The 16,119-nt window shown below is 63.0% G+C and carries 12 protein-coding genes; 4 read left to right on the top strand and 8 right to left on the bottom strand.

Annotation, left to right across the window (positions count from 1 at the left end; genetic code table 11):
- The first annotated feature begins 313 nt into the window (after positions 1-313).
- Positions 314-2,263 (top strand): 4-alpha-glucanotransferase, encoded by a 1,950-nt coding sequence (gene malQ / locus V1294_RS32895; protein WP_334503068.1) that lies wholly within the window; start codon positions 314-316, stop codon positions 2,261-2,263.
- A gap of 17 nt (positions 2,264-2,280) precedes the next feature.
- Positions 2,281-4,080, top strand: coding sequence for a glycoside hydrolase family 15 protein (locus tag V1294_RS32890; RefSeq protein ID WP_334503066.1), 1,800 nt, complete (start codon positions 2,281-2,283; stop codon positions 4,078-4,080).
- Positions 4,081-4,525: 445 nt separating this feature from the next.
- Here the strand turns inward: V1294_RS32890 and V1294_RS32885 are convergent, their stop codons facing one another.
- The 6 genes from V1294_RS32885 to V1294_RS32860 are packed head-to-tail and all read right to left on the bottom strand — an operon-like array spanning position 4,526 to position 11,968.
- Positions 4,526-5,329: a Cof-type HAD-IIB family hydrolase gene (locus V1294_RS32885; RefSeq protein ID WP_334503064.1), complete on the bottom strand. Its 804-nt coding sequence runs from the start codon at positions 5,327-5,329 to the stop codon at positions 4,526-4,528.
- The gene (locus tag V1294_RS32880; protein WP_334489919.1) at positions 5,326-5,814 is read right to left on the bottom strand and encodes a gluconokinase; all 489 of its coding nucleotides are present in this window, start codon (positions 5,812-5,814) and stop codon (positions 5,326-5,328) included. The genes V1294_RS32885 and V1294_RS32880 overlap by 4 nt, the downstream gene beginning before the upstream one ends.
- 22 nt (positions 5,815-5,836) lie before the next feature.
- On the bottom strand, positions 5,837-6,592 hold the full coding sequence (gene pgl, locus V1294_RS32875; protein WP_334503061.1) for a 6-phosphogluconolactonase: 756 nt from the start codon (positions 6,590-6,592) through the stop codon (positions 5,837-5,839).
- A gap of 3 nt (positions 6,593-6,595) precedes the next feature.
- Positions 6,596-8,107: a glucose-6-phosphate dehydrogenase gene (zwf, locus tag V1294_RS32870; protein WP_334503059.1), complete on the bottom strand. Its 1,512-nt coding sequence runs from the start codon at positions 8,105-8,107 to the stop codon at positions 6,596-6,598.
- Positions 8,108-8,113: 6 nt separating this feature from the next.
- On the bottom strand, positions 8,114-9,109 hold the full coding sequence (gene gnd, locus V1294_RS32865) for a phosphogluconate dehydrogenase (NAD(+)-dependent, decarboxylating) (protein WP_334503057.1): 996 nt from the start codon (positions 9,107-9,109) through the stop codon (positions 8,114-8,116).
- Positions 9,110-9,121: 12 nt separating this feature from the next.
- Positions 9,122-11,968: a bifunctional transaldolase/phosoglucose isomerase gene (locus V1294_RS32860; RefSeq protein WP_334503055.1), complete on the bottom strand. Its 2,847-nt coding sequence runs from the start codon at positions 11,966-11,968 to the stop codon at positions 9,122-9,124.
- A gap of 248 nt (positions 11,969-12,216) precedes the next feature.
- On the opposite strand from V1294_RS32860, the gene V1294_RS32855 reads away from it, so the two are divergent.
- Positions 12,217-12,480, top strand: a complete 264-nt coding sequence (locus tag V1294_RS32855; RefSeq protein WP_334503053.1) for a hypothetical protein — start codon at positions 12,217-12,219, stop codon at positions 12,478-12,480.
- A gap of 51 nt (positions 12,481-12,531) precedes the next feature.
- Here the strand turns inward: V1294_RS32855 and V1294_RS32850 are convergent, their stop codons facing one another.
- Together V1294_RS32850 and V1294_RS32845 are read right to left on the bottom strand one after the other, a co-directional pair.
- Complete coding sequence (locus V1294_RS32850) at positions 12,532-12,981, bottom strand: DsrE family protein (RefSeq protein ID WP_334503052.1); 450 nt, start codon at positions 12,979-12,981, stop codon at positions 12,532-12,534.
- A 73-nt stretch (positions 12,982-13,054) separates the two neighbouring features.
- On the bottom strand, positions 13,055-13,660 hold the full coding sequence (locus V1294_RS32845) for a hypothetical protein (protein ID WP_334503051.1): 606 nt from the start codon (positions 13,658-13,660) through the stop codon (positions 13,055-13,057).
- Between the two features lie 503 nt (positions 13,661-14,163).
- On the opposite strand from V1294_RS32845, the gene V1294_RS32840 reads away from it, so the two are divergent.
- The gene (locus V1294_RS32840) at positions 14,164-16,107 is read left to right on the top strand and encodes a PrkA family serine protein kinase (protein WP_334484671.1); all 1,944 of its coding nucleotides are present in this window, start codon (positions 14,164-14,166) and stop codon (positions 16,105-16,107) included.
- The last annotated feature ends 12 nt before the right edge of the window (positions 16,108-16,119 follow it).

Raw genomic sequence — 16,119 nt, 5'->3', positions numbered from 1 at the left:
CCTTTGCTTCGACCACAGGGCTGCTATCCGGATTCAGCGGATAGGCACTGTCGATAGAAAGGGAGACGCCGGCGTTGGAGCTCTCGGCGGTTTGCGCTTTTTTGTTCACGGTGATGCCACTGCCATGGAAATGACGTCCCCGTTTCGTTTGCAGAAAGGGAGACGTTCCGGACATAGATAAAAAGCCGCTCGACTCACTTTGGTTCCCTCGGAACCGTTGGTGGGCCCGAGCGTTAGACACCGTCTATCTCCTTCCCCTAATTGGACAATTTCGCGACATCGGTTTGATGTTTGCGTGCAAAGTACGTGCCGAATGGACCTTTTTGCTCAAGCCAAAGCCCAGGGAATCCAGACCGAGTTCCTGGACGGTCAGGGTCATCGCCGTGTGACGGACGCCGCCGCGCTCAAAATTATCCTGGATGCCCTGCCGCCGCAGGCGCCGGGACCGCTGCTCGGCCACCCCGTGGTGGTCCGGTCCGGGCGGCCGTCGCGAACCGAGCTCCCGGCTACCGCCAAGCTTCCGGTGGAGTGGAAAATCGTTGCGGAATCGGGTGTTATCGCCAGGGGCGAGAGCTCCGATCATGCCATCGACTGGCCCAGGGACCTGCCGCCTGGCGCCTACCGGCTTCAGGTGAGCGACGCCTCGACCGCCGAGGACGTGCCGCTGATTTCGGCGCCGGAAAGGGCGTTTGGCGGCGAGTTCGACCGCTGCTGGCTGCTCGCGGTCCAGCTTTACGGCGTCCGCTCCGCGCGCAACTGGGGCATGGGCGACTTCACCGACCTCGCCAGCCTGATCGAGCTTGCCGATCATCTCGGCGCCGACGGTGTCGGCCTCAATCCGCTGCACACCCTGTTCGACGATCGCCCGGGCGATTGCAGCCCGTATTCGCCGAACAGCCGGCTGTTTCTCAACGCGCTCTATATCGACGTCGAAAAGCTGCCCGAATTTCAGCCCGATTCAGAAACAAGCGAGGCGCTGGCGCCATTGCGGGCAGGCGATGCCGTCGATTACGTCAGCGTCGCCGGCCTCAAGTGGCGGGCGCTGCGCAGGGCCTTCGCTGCCTTCAAGGCCAACGCCAAGCCGGCCCGCCAACAGGATTTTGACAAATTCCGCGCCGAACGCGGCACCTTGCTGTCGCACTTTGCCTGCTTCGAGGTGCTCCGGCACAAATTCGGCAAGCCGTGGTGGGAATGGCCGGTAGAGTGGCGGCAACCGGACGACGCCGGATGCGACACGTTGCGCCAGGGTGAGGACGCCGGCGAAATCGAGTTCGTCGAATTCGTGCAATGGACCGCCGACCGGCAGTTGGGGGCCGCCGCCGATCTGGCGAAGCGGCTCGGTTTGAAGGTCGGGCTCTATCTCGACGTCGCGGTCGGCGTGCAGGCCGACGGGTTCGACGCCTGGAACGAGCAGGTCGCAATCTCACGCCATCTCGGCGTCGGCGCGCCGCCCGATCCGCTCAACACCGCCGGGCAGACCTGGGGTCTCGCCGGGTTCAACGCCGTTGGGCTTGAGCTTGAGTCCTTTGCGCCGTACCGCGACATGCTGCGCGCCGCGATGCGCCACGCCGGCGCCATCCGTCTCGATCACGTGCTCGGGTTGAAGCGGCTCTATCTGGTGCCGCAAGGCTTCAGCGCACGCGACGGCGTCTATGTGCAGATGCCGTTCGAAGCGCTGCTGGCGGCGACCGCGCTGGAAAGCGTTGCGAATCGCTGCGTCGTGATCGGCGAAGACCTCGGCACCGTGCCGGAAGGCTTTCGCGACCAGATGGCCGATTGGGGCATCTGGTCGTATCTCGTGATGATGTTCGAGCGCGACGATGCCGGCTCGTTCCGCAACATCGATCATTACCTGACCAACGCGCTCGTCACCTTCAACACCCACGACCTCTCGACCTATGCCGGCTGGCGCTCGTTCGGCGATCTGAAGCTGAAGCGCTCGCTCGGCATCGATCCGGGCGAGAGCGACGATGCGCGCTGGCATGCGCTTGCGATGCTGGACGACGTGCTGCGTCATCACGCCATAGACCGCAACGATCTCTATTCGGTGGCGAATTTCCTGGCGCGAACCAAGTCGCGGCTGCTCGCGGTCTCGCTGGAGGACCTGCTCGGGGTGGTCGACCAGCCCAACATCCCCGGCACCGTCAACGAGCATCCGAACTGGCGGCGGCGGCTTCCGGTGCCGCTCGAGGATATGACATCGACGGTCGACGTCACCGCGCTCAAGGCGGCAACACATGAGCGGTCGCGCGCGGCGCTCTGATCAGGCGGTGAAACACCTTGTCGTGCCGGATCGAAGATTATGGGCTGATCGGCGATTGCGAGACCGCGGCGCTGGTCGGCCGTGACGGGTCGATCGACTGGCTGTGCTGGCCGGCCTTCGATTCCGATGCCTGCTTTGCAGCCCTTCTCGGCACGCACAAGCACGGCCGCTGGCTGATCGCGCCGGTGGAGGAGGTCACCGGCACCTCGCGTAACTATTGGGGCGACACCCTGATCCTGCAGACGCGGTTCGAGACCGCGAATGGCGCGGTTGAGCTGGTCGACTTCATGCCGCCGCGCGGCAACGCTTCCGACGTAGTGCGGCTGGTGCGCGGCGTGCGCGGGCGGGTCAGGATGCACATGCAGCTTGTGATCCGCTTCGGCTTCGGCATCGACATTCCCTGGGTCAAGAAGAGCGAGGACGGCTCCGCGCTGCTCGCGATCTGCGGGCAGGACATGACGGTGTTGCGCACCCCGGTGGAAACGCGCGGTGAGGACCTGACGACGGTCGCCGATTTTGAGGTCGGCGAGGGCGACACTGTGCCCTTCGTTCTCACCTACGGCCCTTCGCATCTACCGGTGCCCAAGCCGATCGATCCTGCCTATGCCTTGCAGGATACCGAAGCGTTCTGGACCGAATGGGGCAGCCGTTGCACCTATGAGGGCGAGTACCGCGACCTGGTGATGCGCTCCTTGATCACGCTGAAGGCGCAGACCTATGCGCCGACCGGCGGCATTGTCGCCGCGCCGACGACGTCGCTGCCGGAGAAGCTTGGGGGACAGCGCAACTGGGACTATCGCTTCTGCTGGCTGCGCGACGCCACCTTCACGCTGCTGGCGCTGATGAACTCTGGCTACACGGAGGAAGCTTCCGCCTGGCATCGCTGGCTGTTGCGGGCGGCGGCGGGATCTCCTGCCAACATGCAGATCATGTACGGCATCATGGGCCAGCGCCGCCTGCTGGAATGGGAGGCCACATGGCTGCCCGGCTACGAAGGCGCAAAGCCGGTGCGGGTCGGCAACGCCGCGCATGCGCAACTGCAGCTCGACGTCTACGGCGAACTGATCGACGCCTTTCACCAGTGGCGCGTGGCAAAACTCGAACTGGATGAAACCAGCTGGGCGATGGAATGCGCCGTGCTGCAGCACCTTGCCGGACGGTGGGACCAGCCGGATCACGGCATCTGGGAGCGCCGCGGCGCGGGCAAGCACTATGTCTCTTCGAAAGTGATGACCTGGGTCGCGTTCGACCGCGGCATCAAGAGCGCGGAGACTTTCGGCTTCAAGGCGCCGCTTGTGAAGTGGCGTGTGCTGCGCGACGCCATTCATCACGACGTCTGCGCCAGGGGTTTTGATCCCGAACTAAACTCCTTCGTCGAGTCCTATGGCTCAAAGATGCTCGACGCCTCTATCCTGTTGCTGCCGTCGGTCGGTTTCCTGCCGCCGGAAGATCCCCGCGTGCGCGGCACGCTCGCCGCGGTCGAACAGCACCTGATGCGCGACGGATTTGTGCTGCGGCATGATCCCCGTGAAGTGGAGCAGCAACCGGCCGAAGGCGCGTTCCTCGCCTGCACGCTATGGCTGGCGGACGCCTATGTGCTGGCGGGCGAGTTCGCTCGCGCGCAAGAGCTGTTTACCCGCGTGGTCGCGGTCGCCAACGATCTCGGCCTCCTGGCCGAGGAGTACGATACGGCCGCCGGCCGCCAGACCGGAAATTTCCCGCAGGCGCTGACGCACATCGCGCTGATCAATACCGCGCATAATTTGAGTGCAACGAAGCTCTCGACCGAGAAGCCGGCGAAGCAACGCTCGAAGTAGCGGTAGACCCGCAGCCTGTAGGGTGGGCAAAGGCGCGTAGCGCCGTGCCCGTCATTTATCACCGATCGTGCTTTTTGATGGTGGGCACGCTTCGCTTTGCCCAGCCTACGGCTGTTTGAAAATGTTCGACGAGTCGCGCGAGCCGGCACCCGACTTCGCCGCGGCAGGCCCGGGCTGGGGTGAACCTGCCTTCATGGGAGGAGGTGGCGGTCGGACACCGGCTCGCGCTTGCCGATCGTGCCGGCCAACAGAAGCGGATCCGCCGCGCGAAGACTTTGAGAACTCCTCGATTTATCCTTCACGCCGGCTTGATACGGCGGAGCATGGCGTTTTCGAGCGAAAGCCCGCCCCGGACGTGATTCGGGGTGGATGCCGGTTCGCATAGCAATCAAGTTTACGCAGATTGCGTAGACTTATCTGCACAGAAAACGCTTCAAAAAAGATCCTATCCGAGCTGCAGCACCATCTCGATCGCAGCCGCAAATCCATCGCGCTCGTTGCTCTCGGTCACATGCGTCGCGTGCTGCTTGATGCCGTCGGCCGCATTGCCCATTGCAAATGAAACGCCGCTTTTGGCAAACATCGGCAGATCATTCTCCATGTCGCCGATGGTCGCCACCGCCGCGGCCGGGATGCCGAGCCGCCTGCTTATCGCGTCCACGAAGGTGCCCTTGTCGTGACCGGGCGGCGTGATGTCGAGATAATAGGTCTGCGAGCGGACCGCGGTCGCCTCCGTCCCGACGGCTTCCCGCATCGCCACCTCGCAACGCTTAAGCAGCGCCGCGTCCGAACTGGCGCCGACGATCTTGCAGACGCTGGCGAGATGCGGCGTGAAATCCGGGATAATGGTAGGATCGGCCTTGATCGCCCGCTTTTCGTGCGGGACGTATTCGCCGTCGGGATTGCGCGTGTACCAACGTTCGTTGGTGAAGAGCCAGATATCGACGCCGAACGCATCGAGCACGTCGAGGCTGCGCTGCGCCACGTCGGGGGCGATCAGATGCTGCTCGATCGGCCTGAGCTTGTCGTCGACGATCGAGCTGCCGTTGAAGGCGCCGACGGGAAGCGTGATCGAAAGCGGCTCGATCAGAAAACCCATGCCGATGGTCGGCCGGCTGGAGACGATGGTGAAGCCGACGCCAGCCGCATGCAGCTTGCGCACGGCCGCCTTTGCGGCATCGGTCAGGATCTTGTCCTTCGTCAACAGGGTGCCGTCGACGTCGGAAACAACGAGTGCAATGCGGGTCATTGGGGAACCAGGTTCAATTGAGTGACGATGTCATCCACGATTCGCTCGACCGGCGCATCGATCGATACCGTGATCGGCCGCTCGTCGGCGCCCGGCCGCTCCAGTGTCTTGAACTGGCTGGCAAGCAGGCCCGGCGGCATGAAGTGGCCCTGGCGGCTGGCAAGGCGGGCGGCGATCAGATCCTGCGTTCCGTCGAGAAAGACGATGCGGACATCGTCGCGGCCGTGCACGAGGACGTCGCGATAGGCGCGCTTCAGCGCCGAGCAGGCGATGACGGCGCGCTCACCGGCGGCCGAGAGGCGGTCGATCTCGTCGGCAATTGCCTGCAGCCACGGCCAGCGGTCTTCGTCCGTCAGCGGATGGCCGGCGCTCATCTTCTCGACGTTGCTTGCCGGGTGAAACCTGTCGCCGTCCTCGTAGCGCCAGCCTAGGCGTCCAGCGAGATGATCGGCGATGGTGCTCTTGCCCGAGCCGGAGACGCCCATCACCACCAGCGCGCAAAGCGTGTTACTGCCCACCAAAATTCTCCGGAAACGCGGCCCGGTCCACCAGCCAGACCGTCTCGCCGGTGGATCGCGCGCGGTTGGCGGGCAGGTTCTCGGCTGCGAAGAGCCGCGTCAAGATCGCACGCTTATCCGCGCCCGCAACCTCGAACAGCATTTCGCGGGAGGAGGCGAGGGTGGGCAGCGTGAGGGTAACCCGCGGCACGAACGGCTCGACATTCGCTTTGGCTATGCCGACGACCCAGCGCGCGGTCTCATCGAGTGCGCCATCGCCGGGAAACAGCGACGCGGTGTGGCCGTCGGGACCGACGCCCATCAGCACAAGATCGAACAGGGGCCTGGCGCGATCAAGCGTGTCTGCGCCATAAAACGATTGCAGCTCCTGTTCGTAAAGCGCGGCGCCCCGATCGGGGTCGGTTGGGTCGGCGGTCGCGGTCGGAATCGGATGGATGTTTGCCGCCGGTGCGCATCGGTCCAGGAAGGCCGTTCGCGCCATGCCCATGTTGTTGAGCGGGTCATCCGCCGGCACGAAGCGTTCGTCGCCGATGAACCAGTGCACGCGCTGCCACGGGATCCGGCTTCGATAGGCGTCGGTCGCAAGCAAATGATAGAGCTGCTTCGGGCTCGATCCGCCAGTCAGGCAGATCGCCACGCGACCGCTGTTGGCGGCTGTTCTGGCCAGCAGATGTTCGGCGGCGGTTGCCGCCAGCGCCGCTGGATCGGTGACCGTGATTACGTGGCGGTTGTCGTTCGCGGCCATCGTTCACCCGAGCTTTCGCCAGCTTCGGCCGTCGCGTCTCAACAGTTCGTTCGCGTCCTCCGGCCCTTCGCTGCCGGCCTTGTAGGTCTGCAAGCCCTCGGCGCCCGCCTTCTTCCAGGCGTCGATGAACGGCTGCACCGCCTTCCAGCCTGCCTCGACGCTGTCGGCGCGCTGGAACAGGATATTGTCGCCGATCATGCAGTCATAGATCAGCGTCTCGTAGCCGGTCGAGGGCTCCGCCTTGAAATAATCCTTGTAGCGAAACTTCATCTCGACACCGTCGATCAGGATCGAGGGTCCGGGCACCTTGGTGTTGAACTGCAGCGCAATTCCCTCGTTCGGCGCGACGCCGATAACGAGGTAGTTCTGCGCCAGTGCTTCCACCGGCGTGCAGTTGAACATCGCGAACGGAGCCTGCTTGAATTTGATCGCGACTTCGGTGCGCTTGACGCCGAGCGCCTTGCCGGTGCGCAGGTAGAAGGGAACGCCGGCCCAGCGCCAGTTGTCGATGATCAGCTTCAGCGCCGCATAGGTTTCGGTGGTGCTGCCGGCTGCGACGTCCTCGATCTTCCGGTAGTCCTCGATCTGGCTATCGCCGATCCGGCCGGCCAGATACTGGCCGCGCACCGAATTCCGCAGCGCCTCTGCCTCGCTCTGGGCCTGGATCGCAGAGAGCACATCGGCCTTTTCCGCGCGCACCGAATGCGCGTCGAACCGGATCGGCGGCTCCATCGCGACCAGCGACAGCAACTGAAACAGGTGGTTCGGCACCATGTCGCGCAGCGCGCCGGTCTGGTCGTAGAAACTACCGCGGTGACCGACGGCGAGCTGTTCATTGACCGTGATCTGAACATGGTCGATGTGGTTGCGGTTCCAGATCGGCTCGAACATGCCGTTGGCGAAACGCAGCACCAAAATGTTCTGCACCGTCTCCTTGCCGAGATAGTGATCGATCCGGTAGATCTCGTGCTCATCGACGAGTTTGAGCAGTTCGCTGTTCAGCGCCCGTGCCGAAACGAGATCGGTGCCGAACGGCTTTTCCACCACCAGCCGCCGCCACGCGCCGTTCTCGGCCAGCATGCCGGTGCGGCCAAGCTCGCGGCTGATCGGCAGGAACGCGTTGGGCGGGGTCGCCAGATAGAACAGCCGGTTGCCGCCGGTGTTTCGCGCGGCTTCCAGTTCGGCGAGCTGCTTGCTCATCGCATCGAACGACGGCGGATCTTTCGGATCGGCCTCGATGCAGGTGAGGCATTGCAGCAGTCGCAGCGAAACCGCGTCGTCCACCGGCTGGGTCGCGAACTCGCGCAGGCCTTTCATCAGGCTGTCGCGCAGTTTGTCGTCCGTCATGCCCTTGCGAGCGACGCCGACCAGGCAGAACCTCTCCGGTAACAGATCGCTGGCGGCGAGGTTATAAAGCGCGGGCACGACCAGCCGGTGCGCGAGATCGCCGGTCACGCCCAAAATGACGAACGAGCAGGGATCGGGTTTTTTCTGTGCTGTCTGGCCGACCGCCATGTCCGTTCAGGCCTTCGTGTCAGGTTTTTTCGGCGGCTCCTTGTGGCCGCCGAAACCGGCCCGCATCGCGGACAGGATCTTTTCCGCAAGGGTGTGATCCTTGCGGGAACGGAAGCGTGCATAGAGCGCCGCCGTCAGTACTTCCGCCGGCACGGCCTCGTCGATCGCGGCATTCACGGTCCAGCGGCCTTCGCCGGAATCCTCCACGAAGCCGGAGTAATTCTCCAGCGTCTGGTTTTCCGCGAGCGCGGAGGATGTGAGATCGAGCAGCCAGGACGGGATCACGCTGCCGCGCCGCCACACTTCGGCGATGTCGGCGATGTCGAACGCGAAGCGGTGCTCCGGCGGCAGCGCTTCGATATTGGCGTTCTTCAGAATATCAAAGCCCTCGGCATAGGCCTGCATCAGGCCGTATTCGATGCCGTTGTGGATCATCTTGACGAAGTGTCCGGCGCCCGACGGGCCGGCGTGAATGTAGCCCTGCTCAACGCGCGGGTCGCGGCCCTCGCGGCCGGATGTGGGCGGGATGTCGCCAACGCCCGGCGCCAACGTCTTGAAGATCGGGTCGAGCCGGTCAACCACCGCCTTGTCACCGCCGATCATCATGCAATAGCCGCGCTCGATGCCCCAGACGCCGCCGCTGGTGCCGACATCGAGATAATGCAGGCCCTTGGCCTTCAGCGCCGCGCCGCGGCGAACATCGTCCTGCCAGAACGTGTTGCCGCCATCGATGATGACGTCGCCGGGCTGCATCAGCTTTGCCAATGCCTCGATGGTCGCCTCGGTGATCTTGCCTGCCGGCAGCATCACCCAGGCGGTCCGCGGCTTGTCGAGTTTGGCCACGAAATCTTCCAGCGTATCGGCGCCGGTTGCGCCTTCGCCGGCGAGGCCGGCGACCGCCCTTGCGTCCTTGTCGTAGACCACGGCGGTGTGGCCGTTGTTCATCAGCCGGCGGACGATATTGCCGCCCATCCGGCCGAGCCCGATCATGCCGAGTTGCATATCCTGACTTTCCTAGCTGAGCGCTTCCGCAATCGCGGCATCGAGTGCGGACAGTCCCGATCCGAGATCGCCCTTGAGATGGACGCGCAGCGCGCGCCGCCCTCGTTCGGTGAGCACGTCGAAATCGCCGCGCGCCTGCGCCGCCTTGATGATGCCGAAACTCGCCTTCTGGCCGGGCACCGGTAAATCCTCGGCGTCGTCGGCCGTGATCTGCAGGAACACGCCGCTGTCGGGGCCGCCCTTGTAGGCTTGGCCGGTGGAATGCAGGAAGCGCGGGCCGAACTCGGCGCAACTCGCGACGTGACGCGTGTCGCGCACCGCAAGCCGCATCTTCTGCAGCGAACCGATCGTGCCGGGGTCTCGCGCAATATAGGCGAGCAGGGCGACATAGTCGCCGTCGTCCGAACGCGACAGATGCGCCCTGATCCACGAGCCGAGCGTGCCATCGGCGCCGGCCTTGCGCAGTTCGGCCGCGTTGTGCGCGTCGGTGTAGAGATCGGCTTCATCGGTCGAGATCACCGGCTTCTCCGCAGGCAGCGCGCCGGTCTTCTCGAACGCGCTAGTCAGTTCGCGGGTCTTGATCTTGGCTGCTTCCACATCGGGCTGGTTGAACGGGTTGATGCCGAGGATCGCGCCCGCCACGGCGGTGGCCATCTCAAACCGGAAAAACTCCTGGCCGATATGGTCGATCGATTTCATCACGATGCGGGCCACGGGGTGACCCGCCTCCTCAAGCGCCTTGAGCCGGTCGTCATGCGAGGCGTCGTCCTCGCCTTCGGTGCGGATATCGATGAAGAAGCGGTCGTTGCCGTAAAGCGAGGGATCGCCGAGCGGCTCGCCGTCGATCGGGATCAGGCCCTTGCCGTCCTTGCCGGTGGATTCGGCAATCAGTTGTTCGGCCCAGGCGCCGAAATCGGCGACCTTCTCCGACGAGGTGATCGTCACCTTGTCGCGGCCTTCGAGGCCGGCGAGACCCATCGCCAGGCCGAGCTGCACGCCCGGGTTTTCATGCGGCGGCACGTCGGCTCCGCAGGAGCGCACCATCGCCAGCGCGTGCGTGATCAGGCTGCGAACGTCGATGCCGGCGGCGGCCGCCGGCACCAGTCCGAACGGCGACAGCACGGAATAGCGTCCGCCGATCGCGGGATCGCCATGGAAGATGCGGGCAAAGCCTTGGCTGATCGCGCCCTTCTCCAGCGACGAGCCGGGATCGGTCACCGCGATGAAGCGATGGCCGGCTTTGTCCTTGCCGATGGTTTTGGAGACGCGATCGAAGAAGTAATCCTTCATCACGTTCGGCTCGGTAGTGCCGCCCGATTTGCTGGAGACAATGAACAGCGTGTGGGCCAGATCGACCGTCTCCTCCATCGCGCGCACCTGCGCGGGATCGGTGGAATCGAGCACATGCAGTTTTGGGAAGCCGGATTTCCTGGCAAACGTTTCCGCCAGCACTTCCGGCCCGAGGCTCGATCCGCCCATGCCGAGCACCACGGCGTCGCTGAAATTCTGTCCCTTCACGCGTCGTGCAAAATCCTCGTAATCGGCGACGTCGGCGGCTGCAGGGCTGTTCAGCCAGCCCAGCCATTTGTTCTCGTCGTCATCGGTCCAGACCGATTTGTCCTTCTGCCACAGGCGGCGGATTGTCGCCGACGCGCGCCAGTCCTCGGTGCTCTTTGCCACGGCTTTCTTGATGCCGTCGCCGAGCACGAGTTGCTGGCGGTCGATGCCGCCGCCGAGCGAAGCTGCGCGTTTCTGCGCAACCGCGCCATAGAGCTTGTCAGCGGAATCCGCAAACAGCTTGACGCCGTCTTTGACCAGTTCTTCCGTGATGGCGTCGAGCGAGATGCCGGATTTTTCGAGCTCGTCCAGCACGCGCCTTGCGTCCTCGATATTTTCCTCGAGGCTGTCCCTAACTAGGCCATGGTCGCGGAATGCATCGAGCGTTGCCGGCGGCACGGTGTTGACGGTGTTGGGGCCGATCAGCTCCTCGACATACAGCACGTCGCTATAGTCCTTGTTCTTGGTGCCGGTGGATGCCCACAGCAGACGCTGCGGCTTGGCACCCTTGGCCGCGAGCTTCTCCCAACGGGGGCCCGCGAACAGCCGCTTGTAGTCCTGGTAGGCAAGCTTGGCGTTGGCGATGGCGACCTTGCCCTTCAGCGCGCTCAGCCGCTCCTTTTCGCTGGGATCGTTAGCCTTCGCGATCTTGTCGTCGAGCTGCTTGTCGACCGCGGTATCGATGCGGCTGACGAAGAAGGAGGCGACGCTGGCGACAGGCGCGGGATCGCCGCCATTGGCGACGAGTTTTTCAAGGCCGGCGATATAGGCCTCCGCCACCTCGCGATAGACCTCTTGCGCGAACAGCAGCGTGATGTTGATGCTGATGCCTTCGCCGATCAGATGTTCGATCGCAGGCAGCCCTTCCGGCGTGGCCGGGACCTTGACCATCAAATTCTGCCGCTTGACGTCCTTCCAGAGCCGTCCGGCTTCCGCAATGGTCCCCTTGGTATCCATCGCCAGATAGGGCGAGACCTCGAGGCTGACGAAACCGTCGGTGCCGTTCAAGCGGTCGTAAACCGGACGCAGCACGTCGGCGGCGTTCTGGATGTCCTCGACGGCGAGCACCTCGAACAGGTCGGCGACGGGGCGGTCGCCCGCCTTCAGGGCGTGGCCGATCGCGCCGTCATATTCGTCCGAACTCCCGATCGCCTTTTCGAAGATCGAGGGGTTCGACGTCACACCCTTGACGCCATCGGTATCGATCAGCGCCTTGAGGTCGCCCTTGGCGACGAAGCCGCGGGCGAGGAAGTCCAACCAGATTGCCTGGCCGTGGTTTTCGAGTGCTTTGACGGGATTCATGGTGCCTGTTCTGTTCAGTCGGTTTTCCGGGCTTCCGGCAGCTTTCGGGGGCAGGGCCGGAAAGTCAATATTTGGTTGGGCATGCAGCCTGATGGAATGGAGCGGTCCGGGACGATAACGCCATTGGCACCGGTTCGATCCCGAAAATGGCTGGTCTTGCCAGCCTGGATCCCAGCGGATCGATCGAACCGGCTTCCCGAAATTGTGACACCAACGGGCACAAGCACGAAGTCGTGAAGGAGGCCGTCATGGACAGTCGTATCTCGGCCCCCGCCTGCGTCGTGCCTTGGTGCGGCGTGATCGCGCTTGGTGCGACCGCGGCGGAAGCGGCCGGCATCGGCGTGCATCTGAGGGTTCATGCGCAAAACATTCCGCGGGCGGTTGCAGGGGGACACAATCCGCATGTCGGCGCGGGAGCGGGCGCGCAGGCGGCGTCGCGACTGCATCCGAACAGAAGAAGTATTCAGCTCGATACAGCGGGCGAAAGTGCGGCGATCAAATCGCGCAAATGAGCGATCGACGTGAAAGGTTCACGTCAATCGCAAGATCCAAAGGACTAGGCCTCAAGGTCGGAGGTAAAGATAACCTTGCGATTGCAGCTCGGCGATCCGCACCACGCCGCCCTGCTCGGCGGCGATGAAGCCCGGCAGCAAATCCTTCAGCGCGACATTGTGGGACTTCATGGTGTTGCCGCAGGCGGCGAGTTCGAGACCGGCCTTGGCGAATTGACCGACGCGTTTCGAAAGATCGGGGTTGGCGGAAGCCGAGTGAAACGCGCGCAACGCCTGGCCGTGAACCACCAGCGCCATCGTGACATGGTCGGGACCGCCGACGCCGTCGAGATGGTTCTGGATGTTGCCCAGCACGAAGCTGACCTTGTCGAGGTCGTTGAGGTGGTAGGCCACTTTCAATTTTGCCGAAGGTGCTGCCTCCCCAGCCGCGCTGGCGCGAGAGGCGGCAAGGGCTGCGCCGAAAGCCGAAATCGCGCCCCACAGGATATTGCGTCGATGCATGAAAATCTTTCCGGCCAAAGTGGTGTGGGTCACAGACCAAAGTAGTGAGGCGTACCAACCTAGGTAGTATGGCTCATTTGTGCCGGAGTGCCGCAAGCTCCTCGCGATCCGTCACCAACTCGGAGCATTCGTGCAGATCGGCGCGATCAACGCGGAAGATCTTGTCGTCGGCGCCGGCAAACAGATCATTGCTGGCGTCGTCGTCGGGCTTGTTACGCTCCCAGATCCTAATCCGCTCCAGCCGGATCAGCGCGGATTTGTCGTCCTTCATCGCCACGTTAATGCCGCCGCCTTCGCAATCGACGCCGCAGCCAAGTCGAATTTCACCACCGGTGTTTTCGGCGACAATGTGATTGCAGTAGCCGCTGGAATCGAAATTGCCGGCGCGGTGGCGATATTTGAAGCCGAGGCGGAACGAATAATTGACGGTCTTGTCTTCCGGCGCGTGTTCGGCCGTCATCAACAGCTTCATTGCGCTGACCTTCTGCTTCGGATGCTCCGCCAGATGGCTGGCGTCATAACGACGCACGAAGCAGGCATAGGTCTTGTGGCTGAGCGGGCCGCCGAACATCTGAGTATGGAAGGCGGCGGCTTTGGCTTTGTCGACGCCTTCCTGGGCGTGACAGGCATGGGCTCCGATGACGGAGGCAGCGGCGGCGGCGATGCAGGCGTATTTCATGGCAGACTCGGGCTAAACGCGCGGCATGTTACTTTAGTTGCAGTTGGCGCCGGGTGCGTTCAACACCCCGTCCGCGATGAACGCGTGTTAATCTTGGCCTTATTTGCCGCTAACCGGCCGCCCGAAGGTCACAAAAGGCGCGGTTATCGCGCGTCCGGGCCGTTTCAGAGCCCCGAAGTGCTCTGTTTGGCTGTTCGGGGTTTGCCAGGCGGATGCAGATTCGAGCCGCGTGACCGCTCAGATTCCTTAAAAAATCCCTTACGGCGTGCTCAGTACTTCCCCGGTAAAAAATGTTGCAGCACGGCTACAACGCGAGCGAAATGGCACCGTATCTTTACGAGGAGGAGGCCGTTAGCACGACTATTGCATTGCATTGTGAAGTCGCTCGCGTGTCCAATCGACCCATGTGCTGATTGTGATTCGCGAACGGAAGCTGTGGCGCTCCGACACTGGAACCCGAGTGGTGCGTCCGGCATTTACAGGTGACCATGGAGAGACGGATCATGTACAACGATTCTCTGTTCAATGCTTTCGCCCGGTCCTTCGAAGCTCGAAGCCAGACCGACATGTCGATGGCCGAATATCTGGAGTCGTGTCGAAGCGATCCGATGCGATATGCCAATGCGACCGAACGACTACTAGCTGCGATCGGTGAGCCTCAGATGATTGACACGGCCAAGGACCCTCGCCTTGGCCGTATCTTTTTGAATCGCACGATGCGGCTCTATCCGGCTTTCGCCGGCTTCTACGGGATGGAAGACACGATCGAGCGCATCGTCGGGTTCTTCCGCCACGCGGCGCAGGGCCTCGAAGAGCGCAAGCAGATACTTTATCTGCTCGGGCCTGTCGGTGGTGGAAAGTCGTCACTTGCCGAACGCCTCAAGTCGTTGATGGAAGTCCACCCCATTTACGTGTTGAAGGCCGGTGACGAACTCAGCCCGGTATTCGAAAGCCCGCTCAGCCTGTTCGATCCGGAATCGCTCGGGCCGATGCTCGAGGAAAAGTACGGCATTCCGCGCCGGCGCCTCAGCGGGCTGATGAGCCCGTGGTGCTACAAACGTCTCGAAGCCTTCGGTGGCGACATCTCGCAATTCCGCGTCGCCAAGATCCAGCCGTCGCGGCTGCGCCAGATCGCGATCGCCAAGACCGAGCCCGGCGACGAAAACAACCAGGACATCTCGTCACTGGTTGGCAAGGTCGATATCCGCAAGCTGGAGACCTTCGCCCAGAACGATCCTGACGCCTACAGCTATTCGGGCGGTCTCAATCGCGCCAACCAGGGCATTCTCGAATTCGTCGAGATGTTCAAGGCGCCGATCAAGATGCTGCATCCGCTGCTCACGGCCACGCAGGAGAGTAACTATATCGGGACCGAGAACATCGGCGCGATCCCGTTCACCGGTATCGTTCTCGCCCACTCCAACGAGTCGGAATGGCAAAGCTTCAAGGCCAACAAGAACAACGAGGCCTTCATCGACCGCATTTGCGTCATCAAGGTGCCGTACAGCCTGCGCGTCACCGAAGAGCAGAAGATCTATGAGAAGCTGATCCAGAGCTCCGAACTGGCCACCGCGCCGTGCGCGCCGGCCACGCTGGAAACGCTGGCGCGGTTCTCGGTGATGTCGCGGTTGCACAGGCACGAGAACTCGACCGTGTTCGCCAAGATGCGGATCTACGACGGTGAAAGCCTGAAGGAATCCGATCCGAAGGCCCGCAGCGTTCAGGAGTACAGGGATGCCGCCGGCGTCGATGAAGGCATGGACGGCGTTTCGACCCGCTTCGCCTTCAAGGTTCTCGCTGCGACCTTCAACCACGACACCAATGAGGTCGGTGCCGACGCGGTCCATCTGATGTACACGCTGGAGCAGGCGATCCGGCGCGAGCAACTTCCCGACGAGGTCGAGAAGCGTTATATCGAGTTCATCAAGGCCGAACTGGCGCCGCGCTATGCCGAATTCATTGGGCATGAGATCCAGAAGGCCTATCTGGAGTCCTATGCGGACTACGGCCAGAACCTGTTCGACCGCTATGTCGACTATGCCGATGCCTGGATTGAGGATCAGGATTTCAAGGATCCCGACACCGGACAACTGCTCGATCGCGAACTGCTCAATCAGGAGCTGACCAAGATCGAAAAGCCGGCCGGCATCGCCAACCCCAAGGACTTCCGCAACGAGGTCGTGAAGTTCTCGCTGCGGTCGCGGGCCCAGAACGGCGGCAAGAACCCGGCATGGACCAGCTACGAGAAGATCCGGGAAGTGATCGAAAAACGGATATTCTCCCAGGTCGAGGATCTGCTTCCCGTGATATCCTTCGGTTCGAAGAAGGACGGCGAGACCGAGAAGAAGCATGACGACTTCGTCGCGCGCATGGTCGAGCGAGGCTACACCGAGCGGCAAGTCCGCCGGTTGGTCGAGTGGTACATGCGCGTAAAACAGGCAGGCTGAGGCGGATGAAAC

This window comes from Bradyrhizobium sp. AZCC 1678 (assembly GCF_036924765.1).
Classification (GTDB): Bacteria; Pseudomonadota; Alphaproteobacteria; order Rhizobiales; family Xanthobacteraceae; genus Bradyrhizobium; species Bradyrhizobium algeriense.
The sequence above is the reverse complement of the archived record's forward strand: the minus strand, read 5'-3'. Positions and strand labels throughout refer to the sequence as shown.